Source organism: Sphingomonas adhaesiva, from assembly GCF_036946305.1.
GTDB classification, from domain to species: Bacteria; Pseudomonadota; Alphaproteobacteria; order Sphingomonadales; family Sphingomonadaceae; genus Sphingomonas; species Sphingomonas adhaesiva_B.
Window position 1 is genome coordinate 1 of sequence record NZ_JAQIJJ010000009.1, and the last position, 17,536, is coordinate 17,536.

A 17,536-nucleotide genomic window follows, 5' to 3' on the forward strand; every position below is an offset into this window, starting at 1 on the left:
GGAGCGGATCCAGCGGCTGCTCGACGATCGCATCAAGGCGACGGGCCACGAGAATTGCTATTTCCCGCTGTTCATCCCGCTCAGCTATTTCGAGCAGGAGGCGGACCATGTCGAAGGGTTCGCCAAGGAGATGGCGGTCGTCACCCACCACCGGCTGGTCGCGGACGGGAAGGGTGGGCTGATCCCCGATCCGGCTGCGAAGCTGGAGGAGCCGCTGGTGGTGCGCCCCACCAGCGAGACGGTGATCGGCCATGCCTTCGCACGCTGGGTGCAATCGTGGCGCGACCTGCCGGTGCTGATCAACCAATGGGCGAACGTGGTGCGGTGGGAGATGCGCACCCGCATGTTCCTGCGCACCGCGGAATTCCTGTGGCAGGAGGGGCATACCGCGCACGCCACCGCCGAGGAGGCGCGCGAGGAGACGCTCAAGATGCTGGAGGTCTATCGCAGCTTCGCCGAGGAGTGCATCGCACTGCCGGTGGTGGCGGGCGAGAAGCCGGAGAATGAGCGCTTCCCCGGCGCGGTCGGCACCTGGTCGATCGAGGCGATGATGCAGGACGGTAAGGCGCTCCAGGCGGGCACCAGCCATTTCCTGGGGACCAACTTCGCCAAGGCGCAGAACATCCGCTTCCAGAATGCGCAGGGCGAGCTGGAACTGGCGCAGACCACCAGCTGGGGCGTGTCGACGCGCATGATCGGCGGGCTGATCATGGTGCATGGCGACGACGACGGGCTGCGCGTGCCGCCGCGCGTCGCGCCGTGGCAGGTGGTGATCGTGCCGATGCTGCGCGACGCGCCCGAGGATGCGGCGCTGGTGGATTATGGCAAGACGCTGCAACAGGCGCTCGCCGCGCAGACTGCGCTGGGCGAGCCGGTGCGTGCGCTGCTCGATCTGAAGGCGGTGAAGAGCACCAACAAGCGCTGGGGCTGGGTGAAGAAGGGTGCGCCGGTCGTCATCGAGGTCGGCGGGGCGCGACATGGCGGCGGGCAATGTCTCGGTCATCCGCCGCGACCGGCTGTATCGCGAGGACGGCAAGCTCGACAGCGTCGGCACGCCCAGGGATGCGTTCGCGGCGGGCGTCGGCGCGCTGCTGGAGGAGATCCAGCAGGCGCTGTTCGCCGAGGCGAAGGCGCGGCTGGACGCCAATATCGTCCCGGCGAGCGACTGGGCCGAGGTCGAAGCGCATTTCGCGGAAGGCGCGAAGAACCCCGGCTGGCTGGAGGTGCAATGGTCGCGTCCCACCGGCGCCGCGCTGGACGCGGTGGTCGAGCGGCTGAAGGCGCTGAAATTGACGCTGCGCAACGCGCCGATCGGACAGGCCGCGGCGGATGGCGCGTGCATCTTCACCGGCGACACGGCGGTGGAGCGCGTGCTGGTCGGGCGCGCGTATTGAATTTCCCGTCACCCCGGGCTCGACCCGGGGTCCCGCTTGCTTCGCGACGTTGGAAAAGAAGCGGGACCCCGGGGCGAGCCCGGGGTGACGCCAGGGCTACAACCCCAGCCGCATCGTCACCATCACGGTGCGCGGGCTACCGGGCATGTTGAGCAGCGGCGAGGTGCCGTGGCCGGAAACGATGTAGCGACGATCGAACAGATTGTAGCCGTTCACCTGTAGCCGCACCGCGCCGATGTCGGTCCAGGCCAGCGCATCGGCGGTGACATACGCGGGCAGGATCGTCGTGTTCGCCGGATCGGCCCAGCGGTCGCCGACGTAATTGGCCCCCGCACCGATCCCGAAGTGTGGCCCGATCGCCTGCGTCACGAACAGGTTCGCCTGGTTCATCGGGGTGAGCGTCGCCCGCTTGCCCACCAGTGTCGGCGTGGCGGAGGCGACCACCTTCGCGTCGAGATGCGCATAGCCGGCGATCGCCTTGGTGCCCGACGGTAGGTCAAGCTGAGCGGAAAGTTCGACCCCGCGGGTACGCTGCGTGCCGATCGGCAGGATCAGATTGGTCACGGGATCGGTGCCCTTGATCCCGGTACGCTTCAGGATGAACCCCGCCGCCTGCACGTTCAGCTGTCCGCCCAGCAGCGTGTACTTCGCGCCGATCTCGCGGTTGGTGGTCTTCTCCGGCTCGATCGCGGTGTTATTGGCGGCAAGGCCGAACTGTTCGGCGGACGGCTGGAAGCTGCGGCTCCACGACGCATAATAGGATTGCGCCGCATCCGGCTGGAACACGAGGCCGGCGCGCGGGCTCCACGCGCGATCGGTGCGGGCGAGCGGCGTCTGTCCCGGCAGCCGTTGTTCGGTTCGCTGGCGGTAATCGTCGTAGCGCAACCCCACCAGCGCCTTCAGACCATGGCCGAAGTCCGCCATGTCCTGAACATACAGTGCCGTCGTATCCAGCTTGTTGAGCTGACTGGCCGACAGTGCGGTGAAGATGGTATTGTCGACCACCGGATTGACCGGGTTCAGCAGCGAGGTGACCGCGACGGTGCGCGCCGCGATGGTGCGCGCATCCTTCACCTGCCTCGCGATCTCGACGCCGTACAGCAAGGTGTGGCGCATCCCGCCGGCGCGCAGCACCTGCGTCAGTTCGGACTGGTTCGACCAGCCGTCCTCGTCGCGATCGAGCCCGCCGTGGCCGAGCGTGACGGTGCCCGCGGCGGCGTTGACGGCGGTCGGCTGCGTGTTGCGGCGGCGCAGTTGGTAGCGATAGTGGCGGAACCCGTTGCGGAAGCTGACGTCGTCCGAAAAGCGATGGAGGAAGGTGACCGACTGCGACAGCACCTCCGACCGCACCGCATCTGCATCGCGCGCATTGGCGGCGCCGTAATAGGTCGAGGGATCGACGTTCACCGGGCGGCCGTTGACCGCGGGAATGCCGAAGTCGTTGACGCGGCGGTCGACCAGATAGTCCGCCTGCACCAGCAGCGACGTGTCCTGGCCACGACCGAACACGAAGGAGGGCGCGACGGCGGTGCGGCGCAGGATGCCCTGGCGACGGAAGCTGTCGCTCTCCTGATGCGCGCCGGTGACGCGCACGCCGACGCCACTGTCTGTGTCGAGGCGGCCGAGGTCGAATTCGCCGCGGACATTGTCGTAGGAGCCGGCGGACAGCGTCACGCTGGTGACGTCGCCGTCGGGCTTGCGGGTGACGCGGTTGATCAGCCCGCCCGACGAGCCGCGGCCATAGAGGACCGCCGCCGGTCCCTTGATGACCTCGATCCGCTCGACGTTGGACAGGTCGCGGAAATAGAGGCCGTCGTCGCGGAAGCCGTCGACGAACTGGTCCGCGATGGCGCTGAACCCGCGGATCGTCACCTGATCGCGCTGCCCGTCACCCGACGAGAAACCCACCCCGGGGACGTTCTTCAACGCCTCCTGCACCGACAGCGCGCGCTGGTCGCGCAGCACCTCCGCGGTCACGACCGCGATCGATTGCGGCACGTCGCGCAATGGGGCGGGCACCTTCGCCAGCGCGGTGTCCTGCGGCACGTAGCCGTCGCGATCGCGCAGCCCGGTGACGACGATATCCGTCTGCGGCTCCGCGTCGGGCGCCGGAGCGGAAGGCGCAGAAACCCCTGCCGCGGCCGCAAGGGCCGCAGCGATGACGAACGATGACATATGGTCCCCCAACAGAATTATGCTGTTGCGAGGCGTTATCATCGCGTCGGCATTGTTGCAATGTGTGACTGGAACGGGGGTGGAATATTATTCGCTTCGAAGGGAGCCGCGGTCGGGTAGCCAAATGGTTTCAAGCTGTTCCGTCGTGACGGCGGGGCAACATTTCCGATGCGGGATTCAATCGCCGGCGCTCTGCTGCGCATGCCCGTGGTAGGACCGGCAACCCGGGGGTCTTGCCTGCGCACGAGCACGGATCGCCGGGGGACACGTCACTCCAGTGAAGGCGCGACCTTTGCAAAACCCCGCACCGTCATGCCGGACCTGTTCCGGCATCCACTGTGCCGCATTCTCACAAGCTGTTGATTTCCACGGAAAGGTGGACCCCGGAACAAGTCCGGGGTGACGGCCTCTTCGAGGTACGGGAAGCGACTGTTTGCAAAGGTCCGGCGAAGGCTGAGATCTTTCACCTGCGGGCGCCACGGATGTAACGCGCACGCTCCAGCCGGCGCTGCGGCGACGTTTCGGCCACGAAAAAAGCCGCCGCCCGGTGTCCCGGACGGCGGCTTTTCATTCGGCCCGGACCGGGAGGTTACTCGCCCGCCTCGTTCAGATACTCGCCCGCATCGGCATCGGTGCCGGTGCCCGACGTCACCACCGCGGCCAGCGGATCGCTGCCGGTGCCGGCGTCGTCACGCACCGAGCGTGCGTCCTCGGCGGCGCGGACTTCGGCGGCGGTGCCGCCCAGGATCATCGCCTCCTGCAGCTTGCGCTGCTGGACCCGCAACGCCGCGTCACGCGACGAGGCGGCGACGCGCAGGCGGTTCATGCCCGCACCCGTGCCTGCCGGGATCAGGCGCCCGACGATGACGTTCTCCTTCAGGCCCATCAGCGTGTCCTGCTTGCCCTGGACCGCCGCCTCGGTGAGGACGCGGGTGGTCTCCTGGAACGACGCCGCCGAGATGAAGCTGCGGGTCTGCAGCGACGCCTTGGTGATGCCCAGCAGGACCGGCTTGCCGTGCGCCGGCTGCTGGTTCTTCTCCAGCCGCGCGTTGGTCGCGTCCATCTCCTCGCGGTCGACCTGCTCGCCCTTCAGCAGCGTGGTGTCGCCGCCGTCGGTGATCTCGACCTTCTGCAGCATCTGGCGGACGATCGTCTCGATGTGCTTGTCGTTGATCTTCACGCCCTGCAGACGATAGACCTCCTGGATCTCCGACACGAGATACTCGGCCAGCGGCTCGATCCCCATCGTCTCCAGAATGTCGTGCGGGTTGGGCGACCCGCCGATCAGATTGTCGCCACGCTTGACGTAGTCGCCTTCCTGAACGTCGATGACCTTCGACTTGGGCACCAGATACTCGACGACCTCGCCGCCATCCTCGGGCTGGATGCCGATCTTGCGCTTCGCCTTGTAATCCTTGCCGAACACGACGCGGCCCGAAACCTTGGCGATGATCGCCGCCTCCTTCGGGATGCGCGCCTCGAACAGCTCGGCGACGCGCGGCAGACCGCCGGTGATGTCGCGGGTCTTGGCGCTCTCGCGCGCGACACGCGCCAGCACGTCGCCGGCCTGGACGGTGGCATTGTCCTCCACCGACAGCACCGCACCCGGCGCCAGCAGGTAGCGCGCCGTCTCGCCCGAGCCCTCGTCGAGGAGCGTCATGCGCGGACGCAGATCCTCCTTCGACTTGGTGGTGACGCGATATTCGGTCACCACGCGCTGGCCGATGCCGGTCGCCTCGTCCACCTGCTCGGTGAGCGTCTTGCCCTCGATCAGGTCCTGGAACTTCACGGTGCCGCCGGTTTCCGTGATCACCGGCATGGTGAACGGATCCCATTCCGCCATCCGGTCGCCCTTGCTGACGATATGGCCATCGTCGAACATGACATAGGCGCCATACGGAATCTTGTGCACCGCCAGCTCGCGGCCGTCCATGTCGACGATCGCGATCTCGCCCGAGCGGCTGAGCACCACGCGACGACCGCGCTGGTCCTCGATGACGCGCAGGTCGCGGAACTCGATCGTGCCGTCGACCGGCGCTTCCAGGTTCGACTGCTCGTTCAGCTGCGCCGCGCCGCCGATGTGGAAGGTCCGCATCGTCAGCTGCGTGCCCGGCTCACCGATCGACTGCGCCGCGATGACGCCGACCGCCTCGCCGATGTTGACCGGCGTACCACGCGCGAGGTCGCGCCCGTAGCACTTGCCGCACACGCCGACCTTGCTCTCGCAGACCAGCGGCGAGCGGATCTTCATCGCCTGCACGCCCAGCGCCTCGATCCGCGCCACCATCGCCTCGTCCAGCAGCGTGCCGGTGGGGATGACGACCTCGCCCGACTTCGCGTCCATCACGTCTTCCGCGGTGGTGCGGCCCAGGATGCGCTCGCCCAGCGACGCGATGGTCGAGCCGCCCTGCACGATTGCCTTCATCTCCAGCGCGCGCTCGGTCCCGCAGTCCAGCTCCACGATGGTGCAGTCCTGCGACACGTCGACCAGACGCCGGGTCAGATACCCCGAGTTCGCCGTCTTCAACGCCGTATCCGCGAGGCCCTTGCGCGCGCCGTGGGTGGAGTTGAAATATTCGAGGACGGTCAGGCCTTCCTTGAAGTTCGAGATGATCGGCGTCTCGATGATCTCGCCCGACGGCTTTGCCATCAGGCCGCGCATGCCCGCCAGCTGCTTGATCTGGGCGGGGCTGCCACGCGCGCCCGAATGGGCCATCATGTAGATCGAGTTGATGTCCTTCTCGCGGCCCTTCATCGGCCCGTCTTCATAGTGACGGACGGCCTTGATCTCGTTCATCATCGAGTTCGCGACCTGGTCGCCGCAGCGGCTCCAGGCGTCGATCACCTTGTTGTACTTCTCCTGCTGCGTGATCAGGCCGTCCTGATACTGCTGCTCGAAGTCCTTCACCTGCTCGCGCGTCTCGTCGACCAGCTTGTCCTTGTCCGGCGCGATCAGCATGTCGTCCTTGCCGAACGAGATGCCGGCGCGGAACGCGTGACGGAAGCCCAGCGCCATGATCGCGTCGGCGAACAGCACCGTCTCCTTCTGGCCGGTGTGACGATAGACCTCGTCGATCACCTCGCCGACGTCCTTCTTGGTCAGGACGCGGTTGACGGTGTCGAACGGCACCTTGTGGCTCTTGGGCAGGCACTCGCCCAGCAGCATGCGGCCCGGCGTCGTCTCATAGCGCTTGAGATACTGGTTGCCCTGCTCGTCGGTCTGCGGAACGCGGCTGACGATCTTGGTGTGCAGCGTCACCGCGCCGGCGAACAGCGCCTGGTGCACCTCCTCCATGTCGGCCAGCAGCATGCCTTCGCCCGGCTCGTTCTCCTTCTGGAGCGAGAGGTAATACAGGCCCAGCACCATGTCCTGCGACGGCACGATGATCGGCTTGCCGTTGGCGGGCGACAGGATGTTGTTGGTCGACATCATCAGGACGCGCGCTTCCAGCTGCGCCTCAAGGCTCAGCGGGACGTGCACGGCCATCTGGTCGCCGTCGAAGTCGGCGTTGAACGCGGAGCAGACCAGCGGGTGGAGCTGGATCGCCTTGCCCTCGATCAGCACCGGCTCGAACGCCTGGATGCCCAGGCGGTGGAGCGTCGGCGCGCGGTTGAGCATGACGGGATGCTCGCGGATCACCTCGTCCAGGATGTCCCAGACTTCCTTGCGCTCCTTCTCGACCCACTTCTTGGCCTGCTTCAGGGTCATCGACAGACCCTTGGCGTCGAGGCGGGCGTAGATGAACGGCTTGAACAGCTCGAGCGCCATCTTCTTGGGCAGGCCGCACTGGTGCAGCTTCAGCTCCGGCCCGGTCACGATGACCGAACGACCCGAATAGTCGACGCGCTTGCCGAGCAGGTTCTGACGGAAGCGGCCCTGCTTGCCCTTCAGCATGTCGGACAGCGACTTGAGCGGACGCTTGTTGGCGCCCGTGATCGTGCGACCGCGACGGCCGTTGTCGAACAGCGCGTCGACCGCCTCCTGCAACATGCGCTTTTCGTTGCGGACGATGATGTCCGGCGCGCGCAGCTCCATGAGGCGCTTCAGGCGGTTGTTGCGGTTGATGACGCGGCGGTACAGATCGTTGAGATCCGACGTCGCGAAGCGGCCACCGTCCAGCGGCACCAGCGGGCGCAGCTCGGGCGGGATGACCGGCACGACTTCGAGGATCATCCACTCCGGACGGTTGCCCGATTCCAGGAAGCTCTCGACCACCTTCAGGCGCTTGATGATCTTCTTGGGCTTCAGCTCCGACTTGGTCGTCGCCAGCTCTTCCAGCAGCTGGGTCTTCTCGCCTTCGAGGTCGAGATTCTCCAGCATGATGCGCACCGCCTCCGCGCCGATGCCGGCGGAGAAGGCGTCCTCACCATATTCGTCCTGCGCTTCGAGGAGTTCGTCCTCGGTCAGCAGCTGGTACTTCTCCAGCGGGGTCAGGCCCGGCTCGATGACGATATACGCCTCGAAGTACAGCACGCGCTCCAGCTGCTTGAGCTGCATGTCGAGCAGCAGGCCGATGCGCGACGGCAGCGACTTCAGGAACCAGATGTGCGCGACCGGGGCGGCCAGCTCGATATGGCCCATCCGCTCGCGGCGGACCTTCGACACCGTGACCTCGACACCGCACTTCTCGCAGACGATGCCCTTGTACTTCATGCGCTTGTACTTGCCGCACAGGCACTCGTAATCCTTGATCGGACCGAAGATGCGCGCGCAGAACAGGCCGTCACGCTCGGGCTTGAACGTGCGATAGTTGATCGTCTCGGGCTTCTTGATCTCGCCGAAGGACCAGCTGCGGATCTTGTCCGGCGACGCGATCCCGATCTGGATCTGGTCGAAGGTCTCCGGCTTCGCGAGCGGATTGGCGAAATTGGTCAGTTCGTTCATCTTGATGAACCTCTTTCAAACTCTTCTCCTCTCCCAGCGGGAGAGGAAGGGGCCCGCTCGGCGGAGCCGAGTGGGAAGGTGAGGGCAGATGGCGCGTCGCCCTCACCCTTCCGCGGCCTGCGGCCGCTCCCTCCCTCTCCCGCAGGGAGAGGGAAGGGGGGACGGCTTACTCCGCGGCCTCGGCCAGGTCGTCGCCCTGCGCCTCTTCCATCGACTTGAGATCGACGTTGAGACCTAGCGAGCGCATTTCCTTGACCAGCACGTTGAAGCTCTCGGGGATGCCAGCCTCGAACGTGTCGTCGCCCTTGACGATCGCCTCATAGACCTTGGTGCGGCCGACCACGTCGTCGGACTTCACCGTCAGCATCTCCTGGAGCGTGTACGCCGCGCCATAGGCCTGGAGCGCCCAGACCTCCATCTCGCCGAAGCGCTGGCCGCCGAACTGCGCCTTGCCGCCCAGCGGCTGCTGGGTGACGAGGCTGTACGGCCCGATCGACCGCGCGTGGATCTTGTCGTCCACGAGGTGGTGCAGCTTGAGCATGTAGATGATGCCCACCGTCACCTTGCGGTCGAACTTGTCGCCGGTGCGCCCATCGTACAGGTCCGACTGGCCCGACGGGTCGAGGCCCGCCAGCTCCAGCATGTCCGACACGTCCTTCTCGATCGCGCCGTCGAACACCGGGGTGCCCATCGGCACGCCGGGGGTCAGGTTCTGCGCCAGCTCCACGATCTCCTCGGCATCGCGCGAGTCGATGTCGTCGAGATAATGTTCGCCATAGACGGTGCGCAGCCGGTCCTTGACCGCGTCGGGCATCTCGCCCGCCTTGGCGTCCGGATTGGCCTCGCGCCAGTCCTCCAGCGCATGCTTGATCTGCTGACCCAGCCCGCGCGCGGCCCAGCCCAGATGCGTCTCGAAGATCTGCCCGACGTTCATGCGGCTCGGCACGCCCAGCGGGTTGAGCACGAGGTCGACCGGCGTCCCGTCCGCGAGGAAGGGCATGTCTTCCTGCGGCAGGATGCGGCTGATGACGCCCTTGTTGCCGTGACGGCCGGCCATCTTGTCGCCCGGCTGCAGCTTGCGCTTCACCGCGACGAAGACCTTGACCATCTTGAGCACGCCCGGCGGCAGCTCGTCACCGCGCTCCAGCTTCTCGCGGCGGTCCTCGAACTTGTCCTTGATGCGCTTGGCGGCCTCGTCATACTGGCCCTTCACGGCTTCCAGGTTCGCCTGAACGGCATCGTCCTGGACCGCGAACTTCCACCATTCGTGGCGATCGACGCTGTCGAGCACCTCCATGTCGATGGCGGAACCCTTCTTGACGCCCTTGGGGGCCGCGGTCGCGACCTGACCCAGCAGCATCTCGCGCAACCGGCTCCACGTCGCGCGGTTGAGGATCGTGCGCTCGTCGTCCGAGTCCTTCTTCAGGCGCTCGATCTCCTCGCGCTCGATCGCCATCGCGCGCTCGTCCTTGTCGATGCCGTGACGATTGAAGACGCGGACGTCGACGATCGTCCCCGCCACGCCCGGCGGCAGGCGCAGCGACGTGTCGCGCACGTCCGACGCCTTCTCGCCGAAGATGGCGCGGAGCAGCTTCTCCTCCGGCGTCATCGGGCTTTCGCCCTTCGGCGTGATCTTGCCGACCAGGATATCGCCCGGCTCCACCTCGGCGCCGATATAGACGATGCCCGCCTCGTCGAGGTTGCGCAGCGCTTCCTCGCCGACATTGGGGATGTCGCGCGTGATATCCTCCGGCCCCAGCTTCGTGTCGCGGGCCATCACCTCGAACTCGTCGATGTGGATCGACGTGAACACGTCGTCCTTCACGATCCGCTCGGAGATGAGGATCGAGTCCTCGTAGTTGTAGCCGTTCCAGGGCATGAACGCGACGAGCGCGTTGCGGCCCAGCGCCAGCTCGCCGAACTCGGTCGACGGGCCGTCCGCGATCACGTCGCCCACGTTCACCACGTCGCCCACTTTCACCAGCGGGCGCTGGTTGATGCAGGTCGACTGGTTGGAACGCTGGAACTTCATCAGCGTGTAGATGTCGACGCCCGACTTGCCCGCGTCCACCTCACCGGTGGCGCGCACCACGATACGCGACGCATCGACCTGATCGACGATGCCGGCACGACGCGCGGAGATCGCGGCGCCCGAATCGCGCGCCACCGTCTCCTCCATGCCGGTGCCGACGAACGGCGCCTCGGCACGGACCAGCGGCACCGCCTGGCGCTGCATGTTCGAGCCCATCAGCGCGCGGTTCGCGTCGTCGTTCTCCAGGAACGGGATCAGCGACGCCGCGACCGACACCAGCTGCTTGGGCGACACGTCCATCAGCGTGATCGTCTCGGGCAGCGCCATCAGGAACTCGCCTGCCTGACGTGCCGACACCAGCTCCTCGGCGAAGCTGCCGTCCTCGGTCAGCTCGGCCGACGCCTGCGCGATCGTGTGCTTGGCCTCTTCCATCGCCGACAGATAGACGACGTCGTTGGTCACCTTGCCGTCGATGATCTTGCGGTACGGCGTCTCGATGAAGCCGTACTTGTTGACGCGGCTGAAGCTGGCCAGCGAGTTGATCAAGCCGATGTTCGGGCCTTCCGGCGTCTCGATCGGGCAGATGCGGCCATAGTGGGTCGGGTGGACGTCGCGGACCTCGAAGCCCGCGCGCTCACGCGTCAGGCCGCCCGGCCCGAGCGCCGAGACGCGACGCTTGTGCGTCACTTCGGACAGCGGGTTGGTCTGGTCCATGAACTGCGACAGCTGCGACGAACCGAAGAACTCGCGCACCGCGGCGACCGCGGGCTTGGCGTTGATCAGGTCGTTCGGCATCACGGTCGACACGTCGACCGACGACATGCGCTCCTTGACCGCACGCTCCATGCGCAGCAGCCCGACGCGATACTGGTTCTCCAGCAACTCGCCCACCGAGCGGACGCGGCGGTTGCCGAGATTGTCGATGTCGTCGATCTCGCCCTTGCCGTCCTTCAGGTCGACCAGCGTCTTCACGACTGCCAGGATGTCCTCGGTGCGCAGCGTCGTCACCGTATCCTCGGCATCGAGGTCGAGGCGCATGTTCAGCTTGACGCGGCCCACCGCCGACAGATCGTAGCGATCGGGATCGAAGAACAGGCCGGCGAACAGCGACTCCGCCGTCTCCAGCGTCGGCGGCTCGCCGGGGCGCATCACGCGATAGATGTCGGACAGCGCCTGCTCGCGCTCCTCCGCCTTGTCCGCCTTCAGCGTGTTGCGGATCCACGGACCCGTCGTGACATGGTCGATATCGAGCAGCTCGATACGGTCGATGCCCGCCTTGTCCAGCTTCTCCAGATTGTCAGGGCCGATCTCGTCGCCGGCCTCGACATAGATCTCGCCGGTGCCCGCGTTGATCAGGTCATAGGCTGAATAGCGGCCGTAGATTTCCTCGGTCGGGATCAGCAGCGTCTCCAGACCGTCCTTGCCCGCCTTGTTGGCGGAGCGCGGGGTGATCTTCTGGCCCGCCGCGAACACGATCTCGCCCGACGAGGCGTCGATCAGGTCGAACGTCGGCTTCACGCCGCGCCAGTTCTCTGCCGCGAACGGAATCTGCCAGCCGCCCTCGCCACGGACGAAGGTCACGCGGTTGTAGAACTGGTTGAGGATCTCTTCGCTGTTCAGGCCCAGCGCATACAGCAGCGCGGTGACCGGCAGCTTGCGCTTGCGGTCGATACGGACGTTGACGATGTCCTTGGCGTCGAACTCAAAGTCGAGCCACGAGCCGCGATACGGGATCACGCGCGCCGCGAACAGATACTTGCCCGAGGCGTGGGTCTTGCCGCGGTCGTGATCGAACAGCACGCCCGGCGAGCGGTGCATCTGGCTGACGATGACGCGCTCGGTGCCGTTGATGAAGAAGGTGCCGTTCTCGGTCATGAGCGGCATGTCGCCCATGTACACGTCCTGCTCCTTGATATCGAGGACCGAGCGGGTCTCCGTATCGGGATCCACCTCGAACACGATCAGGCGCAGCGTGACGCGCATCGGCGCGGCATAGGTGATGCCACGCTGGCGGCATTCCTCGACGTCGAACTTCGGCGGCTCCAGCTCGTAATTGACGAAGTCCAGCTCGGCGGTGCCGGCGAAGTCGCGGATCGGGAACACGCTGCGCAGCGTCTTCTCCAGCCCGGAGACATAGCCGATCGACGCATCGGAGCGCAGGAACTGCTCATAGCTCTCGCGCTGGACCTCGATCAGGTTCGGCATCTGCACCACTTCGTGGATGTTGCCGAACACCTTGCGGATGCGGCGCTTGCGCGTCCCCGCCATCTTGTCGGAGCGCGCGGAGCCCGCGTCGATCGGATTGGTCGCCATAAAAGCTTGTGCCTCGTCAGCCAGTATTCACGGGCGCATGGAGACAGGAACGGAAAAAGGCCGCACGTCTGATCCCGGCGGTGCGGGAGACGGCAGCCTTTGGCGTCCTGTCTTCCCCAACCCCCATACGTACAACGCGCTGCGCGACGGCGCGTCATGTCCCGAGGCTGTGGAAAGTTACGGCGATATAGGCCCGTGCCGGCACAGCGTCAACCATGTGCGGCCGCTTTACGCCGGGGCCGCGGCGGGCGTAGGGCAGGGGAATGTTGCGCTTCCTGTTGCCCGCCGTGGCGTTTGCCGTCGTTCCCGCCACCGCCAGCGCGCAGGAGGTGTTCGTCGGCGTGATGGCGCACGGGGTGAACACGCCGCTGACCTTCGACACCGGCGAGCGCGGCACCGATATCCAGGTCGGCGTGCGCGGCAAGCCGATCCTCAACGCCGGGGTCGCCTCGCTGCGCCCCTATGCGCTGGTGTCGAAGAATACCAAGGGTAACACCAGCTTCGCGGCAGCGGGCGTGGCGCTCACATTGGGGTTGCCGGGCTTCTTCGTGCGGCCGGGCGTCGGCATCGCGGTGCATGACGCGCCATCGTATCGGGTCGGCGCGGACGGCTATCGCACCGATTACGGCAGCCGCGTGTTGTTCGAGCCGGAGCTGGGGGTGGGCTTCACGCTGCTGCCGCGCGTCACCGCGGAGGTGAACTGGACGCATCTGAGCCATGCGCAGATCTTCGGCGCGCAGAACCCCGGACTCGACATGATCGGGACGCGCGTCACCCTCCGTCTGCCGTGAGCGCGCGACCGGACGGTTGACGTTCAGGATGGAGGGGGTAGCGCGTCCACCATGCGTTCGCGTTTCCTCCTGTGGCCGCTCGGCGGCCTGATCCTGGCGGCCACTCCGGTGGTCGCGCAGCAGACCACGCCGGTTCCCGCCGCGACCACCGTCCCGTCCGAGGCGAGCGCGGTGCCGCCCCCGATCAGCATCGCGCCGCCGGTGCCGCAGGCCTCGCCGTCGCCGGTGGTGACGTTGCCCGCCGCGACGCCGACCCCGCGCGCCACGCCCCGGCCGCGGGTGACGCCGACACCGCAGGTCACCCCGACGCCGCGCGCCACCGCCACGGCCCGCGCCACCGCGTCGCCGACGCCAACGCCCACTTCGGTCGCGTCAGCTGCGCCGCTTCCCGCGACAACGCCGTCCGTGATCGCCACGGTGCCGGTCGCGGTGCCGACTCCCCCGCCGCCGGCCCCCGCTGCGGTGGAGGAGGGGGCATCGCACGGCTGGCTGTTCCCGGGTGCGGTCGTGCTGGTGCTGGCGGTCCTCGCGGGGGTGCTGCTGGCGCGCCGTCGCAGGCGCGATGACACCGCCGAGGTCGCGGAGCTGCCGGCTGCTGTCGAAGCGGTCCCCGTGCCGCCGCTCCCCGCCATCGCAGAGGCGCACGTCGTGGCGCCGCGCGCCTGGCTGGCGTTCGAGCTGCGCCCGCGCCGCGCGGGCGTGAACCTGCTGACCGCGACGCTCGACGCACAGCTGGTGGTGCGCAACGAGGGCGATGCGGCGGCCAACGACGTGCGCGCCGAGGTCCGCCTGCTGAGCGCACGCGAGGGGCAGGAAGGCGAACTGGCCGGGATCTTCGCCGACGCGGGCGGGCGCCCGGTCGCGGCGCCGTTCGCGCTGGCACCGGGGGAGGAGCGCGGGCTCGACGTGCTGGTGACACTGCCGCGTGACGCGATCAACGTGCTGACCGCGGGCGGACGGCCGATGTTCGTGCCGGTCGCGGCGGTCAACGTCCGCTATGCCAGCGGCGAGGTACGCGGCCAGACCGCGGAGGCGTTCGCGGTCGGGGTCGAGCGTGATGGTGCTGCGAAGCTGATGCCGTTCTGGCTGGATGGGCCGGGGCGGATGTTCGACACGGTCGCCGCCCGCCCGCATGCGCTGGCGGTGCGGAGCTAGGGCGAAAGTTGAAGCGTGTTGGACAGCGGGTAGGAGATTTACCGCTTCAAGGTACTTTTGTCGCTGGCGCAACCGGCGCGTTGTCCCAAACCGTCATGATACCTTCGTTACATTCGTATTTAGTGGAGCAGTCGAAATGCTCCTGTATCTGGTCGCGAACTGCCTCCAGCGCGGCACAAGAGGGTCCCATTTCGGTTTCCAGCAGGATCCACGGTCGAGGAAGAAGATTTCTCGATTGAGTCAATAGTTTGTCGAGTTGGGCGGGTGAAACGGGTTTGCCGTTCCAGTACAGTTTATCGGTTCGATCCAAGGCAACTTTGTTCATCAAAACACCGATGTTTCGTGGGTGGCCCCATGTTGGTCGCGGCGCTTGGCACGCTTTCCGAGGGGCTTGCGAGCAGGCGGCTAGCGTTGTTAGCGCGAGCAAGGCCATGGTGCGGTTCATGGGTCGATATTGCAACGCTAGAGGGCCGAAGGCCAGTGTCCCCATCATCGTCATTCCCGCGGAGGCGGGAATGTGGATTCACGTTTGAAGTGCACCGGTTGAGGCTTGGAGAAATGCCTCGGCGGGGGTTTGGAAGTCGAGGCATTTTCTGGGCGTGTCGTTGAGCCGCTGGGCATAGGCACGCAATTGTGCGGGCGAGAGGTTGTCGAGGTTGGCCTTGCGGGGCAGGAAGCGTCGCAAGCGACCGATGGTGTTCTCGATGCCGCCTTTCTGCCAGGGGCTGCGCACGTCGCAGAAGAAGGTCTGCAGGCCGAGGTGATGCAGGCGCTGATGCTCGGCAAACTCTGTTCCGTTGTCGAAGCTGATGGTGCGGCGGAGCACCTGTGGAACGTCGCGGAGTTGGCGTTCGATGCGCTGTGCGGTGATCGCTGCTTTGCGCGTGGGCGGGTGGTCGAGCAGGGTGAAGCGGGTGGTGCGCTCGTGCAGGACGAGGATGTTGTGGCCGTAGGCGGCGAACAGCATGTAGTCGGCTTCCCAGTGACCGGGCTGCTGGCGCGTCGTCGCCTCGGCCGGGCGCTCGGTGAGGGGGCGGCGCTGGCGGATGAAGCTGGCCGGGCTGCCGCCCTGCATGCGGTACCGACCGCGCCGGGACTTGGCGCGGGGCAGCAGGCGGTGCCAGTAATCCTTCTGGCCTGAGCGATGATAGACGAAGCGGTAGATTGACTCGTGGCTGATGACGGTGCGACCCGTCTCGCGCGCCAGCCGGCCGGCGATCTGCTCGGGCGAATGTCCCATCGCAAGGCTTTGCCTCACCTGGTCCCGCAGGTCCGGTTGGCGCACCAGCTTGAAGCGGCAGTCCCATCGTCGTCGCCGCTGCGCCAGTTCGTGCGCGCGCGCTGGCGCATAGCCGCCAGGCCAGGCCCTGGTCGCACGGCTGTTGCGACTTACCTCTCGGCTGACCGTCGTGTGGCAGCGCCCGATCGCCGCGCCGATCCGCCGCGATGACCAGCCCGCCTCCCGAAGCCGCGCAATCTCCATCCGCTCGTCAAGGCCGAGCTGCCTGTAGCTGTGTCCCATCGCGCCACCACCCTATCGGTGGTGCACTTCTTTCGTGAGTCCGGGGGATCCATACGCGCAGGTCGTCGCAAGAGGCGAAACGCCAGCGTCAATGGATCCCCGCCTTCGCGGGAATGACGGAAGTGGCGGGGGGCTGAGACGCGAAAAAGGGGCGGCTCCCGCGATGGGAACCGCCCCTTTTTGTCGCTGGCCGTCATGGAGCAAAGCCCAATGACGTCGGACGGGTGGCTGGGCCACCCGCCGGCCGGCCTCGAGCGAGGTGAGGCGCGAAGCGCCTCGCCCGCTCTGCGGCTTACTTCAGCTCGACGGTCGCGCCGGCTTCTTCCAGCTGCTTCTTGACCTTCTCGGCCTCGTCCTTGCTCACGCCTTCCTTGACCGGCTTCGGCGCGCCCTCGACGAGAGCCTTCGCCTCGGTCAGGCCCAGGCCGGTGATCGCGCGGACTTCCTTGATGACGTTGATCTTCTTGCCACCGTCGCCGGTCAGGATCACGTCGAACTCGGTCTTCTCTTCGGCGGCCGGAGCAGCCGCACCGGCGCCGCCGGCGGCAGGAGCCGCAACCGCCGCAGCGGCCGAGACGCCCCACTTCTCTTCGAGCAGCTTCGACAGCTCGGCCGCTTCGAGGACGGTCAGCTCGCTCAGCTGGTCAACCAGCGCGTTCAGGTCTGCCATGATATACTTCCTATCTAAAACGGGGACAGGTGCCCCAAAGTCCAAACATCAACAGGATGCCGCCCGAAATCAGGCCGCCTCCTTCTCCGAATAGGCTGCCAGCACGCGTGCGATCTGCGCCGCGGGAGCCTGCGTGATGGTCGCCAGCTTCGTGGCGGGCGCCACGATGAGGCCGACGATCTTCGCGCGCAGCTCGTCCAGCGACGGCAACGTCGCCAGCGCCTGCACCCCCGCCACGTCGAGCGCGGTCGCGCCCATCGCGCCGCCGACGATCTCGAACTTGTCGGTCGTCTTGGCGAAATCGACCGCCACCTTCGCCGCCGCGACCGGATCGGTCGAGGTGGCGAGGCCCACCGGACCCGTCAGCATATCGCTGAGCGAGCCGTAATCGGTGCCGTCGAGCGCGATCCTGGCAAGCTTGTTCTTGGAGACCTTGTAGACGGCGCCGGCGTCCCGCATCCGGTTGCGCAAGTCGGTCGACTGCGCCACCGTCATCCCCAGGTTGCGGGTGACCACCACCACGCCGACCTCGGAGAAGGTACGGTTGAGCTCGGCGACGGCCGCGGTCTTCTGACTACGATCCATGCCATTCTCCACAT

9 protein-coding genes and 1 pseudogene are annotated in these 17,536 nt (G+C 66.7%); 3 read left to right on the top strand and 7 right to left on the bottom strand.

Annotated features, from left to right (window positions below):
- Positions 1-1,394, top strand: a pseudogene (locus PGN14_RS14445) (aminoacyl--tRNA ligase-related protein); the annotation flags it as partial.
- 96 nt (positions 1,395-1,490) lie between these two features.
- On the opposite strand, the gene PGN14_RS14450 reads toward PGN14_RS14445, so the two are convergent.
- The 3 genes from PGN14_RS14450 to rpoB all read right to left on the bottom strand — a co-directional run bounded on the left by PGN14_RS14450 (position 1,491) and on the right by rpoB (position 12,799).
- Entirely contained in the window at positions 1,491-3,569 is a 2,079-nt protein-coding gene (locus PGN14_RS14450; RefSeq protein ID WP_335300294.1) for a TonB-dependent receptor, read from the bottom strand.
- A 589-nt stretch (positions 3,570-4,158) separates the two neighbouring features.
- The gene (rpoC, locus tag PGN14_RS14455) at positions 4,159-8,454 is read right to left on the bottom strand and encodes a DNA-directed RNA polymerase subunit beta' (protein ID WP_335300295.1); all 4,296 of its coding nucleotides are present in this window, start codon (positions 8,452-8,454) and stop codon (positions 4,159-4,161) included.
- 166 nt (positions 8,455-8,620) lie between these two features.
- A complete protein-coding gene (gene rpoB / locus PGN14_RS14460; protein WP_335300296.1) occupies positions 8,621-12,799 on the bottom strand; it encodes a DNA-directed RNA polymerase subunit beta in 4,179 nt (1,392 codons plus the stop codon).
- Positions 12,800-13,062: 263 nt separating this feature from the next.
- Between rpoB and PGN14_RS14465 the strand changes: the two genes are divergently transcribed.
- Complete coding sequence (locus PGN14_RS14465) at positions 13,063-13,590, top strand: acyloxyacyl hydrolase (RefSeq protein ID WP_335300297.1); 528 nt, start codon at positions 13,063-13,065, stop codon at positions 13,588-13,590.
- Between the two features lie 51 nt (positions 13,591-13,641).
- The gene (locus tag PGN14_RS14470) at positions 13,642-14,745 is read left to right on the top strand and encodes a hypothetical protein (protein ID WP_335300298.1); all 1,104 of its coding nucleotides are present in this window, start codon (positions 13,642-13,644) and stop codon (positions 14,743-14,745) included.
- A 46-nt stretch (positions 14,746-14,791) separates the two neighbouring features.
- On the opposite strand, the gene PGN14_RS14475 is transcribed toward PGN14_RS14470, so the two are convergent.
- The 4 genes from PGN14_RS14475 to rplJ all read right to left on the bottom strand — a co-directional run bounded on the left by PGN14_RS14475 (position 14,792) and on the right by rplJ (position 17,522).
- Positions 14,792-15,070, bottom strand: a complete 279-nt coding sequence (locus PGN14_RS14475) for a hypothetical protein (protein WP_335300299.1) — start codon at positions 15,068-15,070, stop codon at positions 14,792-14,794.
- A 198-nt stretch (positions 15,071-15,268) separates the two neighbouring features.
- Complete coding sequence (locus PGN14_RS14480) at positions 15,269-16,267, bottom strand: IS30 family transposase (protein WP_335297500.1); 999 nt, start codon at positions 16,265-16,267, stop codon at positions 15,269-15,271.
- Between the two features lie 292 nt (positions 16,268-16,559).
- Complete coding sequence (gene rplL, locus PGN14_RS14485) at positions 16,560-16,937, bottom strand: 50S ribosomal protein L7/L12 (protein WP_198353275.1); 378 nt, start codon at positions 16,935-16,937, stop codon at positions 16,560-16,562.
- Positions 16,938-17,006: 69 nt separating this feature from the next.
- Positions 17,007-17,522, bottom strand: a complete 516-nt coding sequence (rplJ, locus tag PGN14_RS14490; RefSeq protein WP_335300300.1) for a 50S ribosomal protein L10 — start codon at positions 17,520-17,522, stop codon at positions 17,007-17,009.
- Positions 17,523-17,536: the final 14 nt, after the last annotated feature.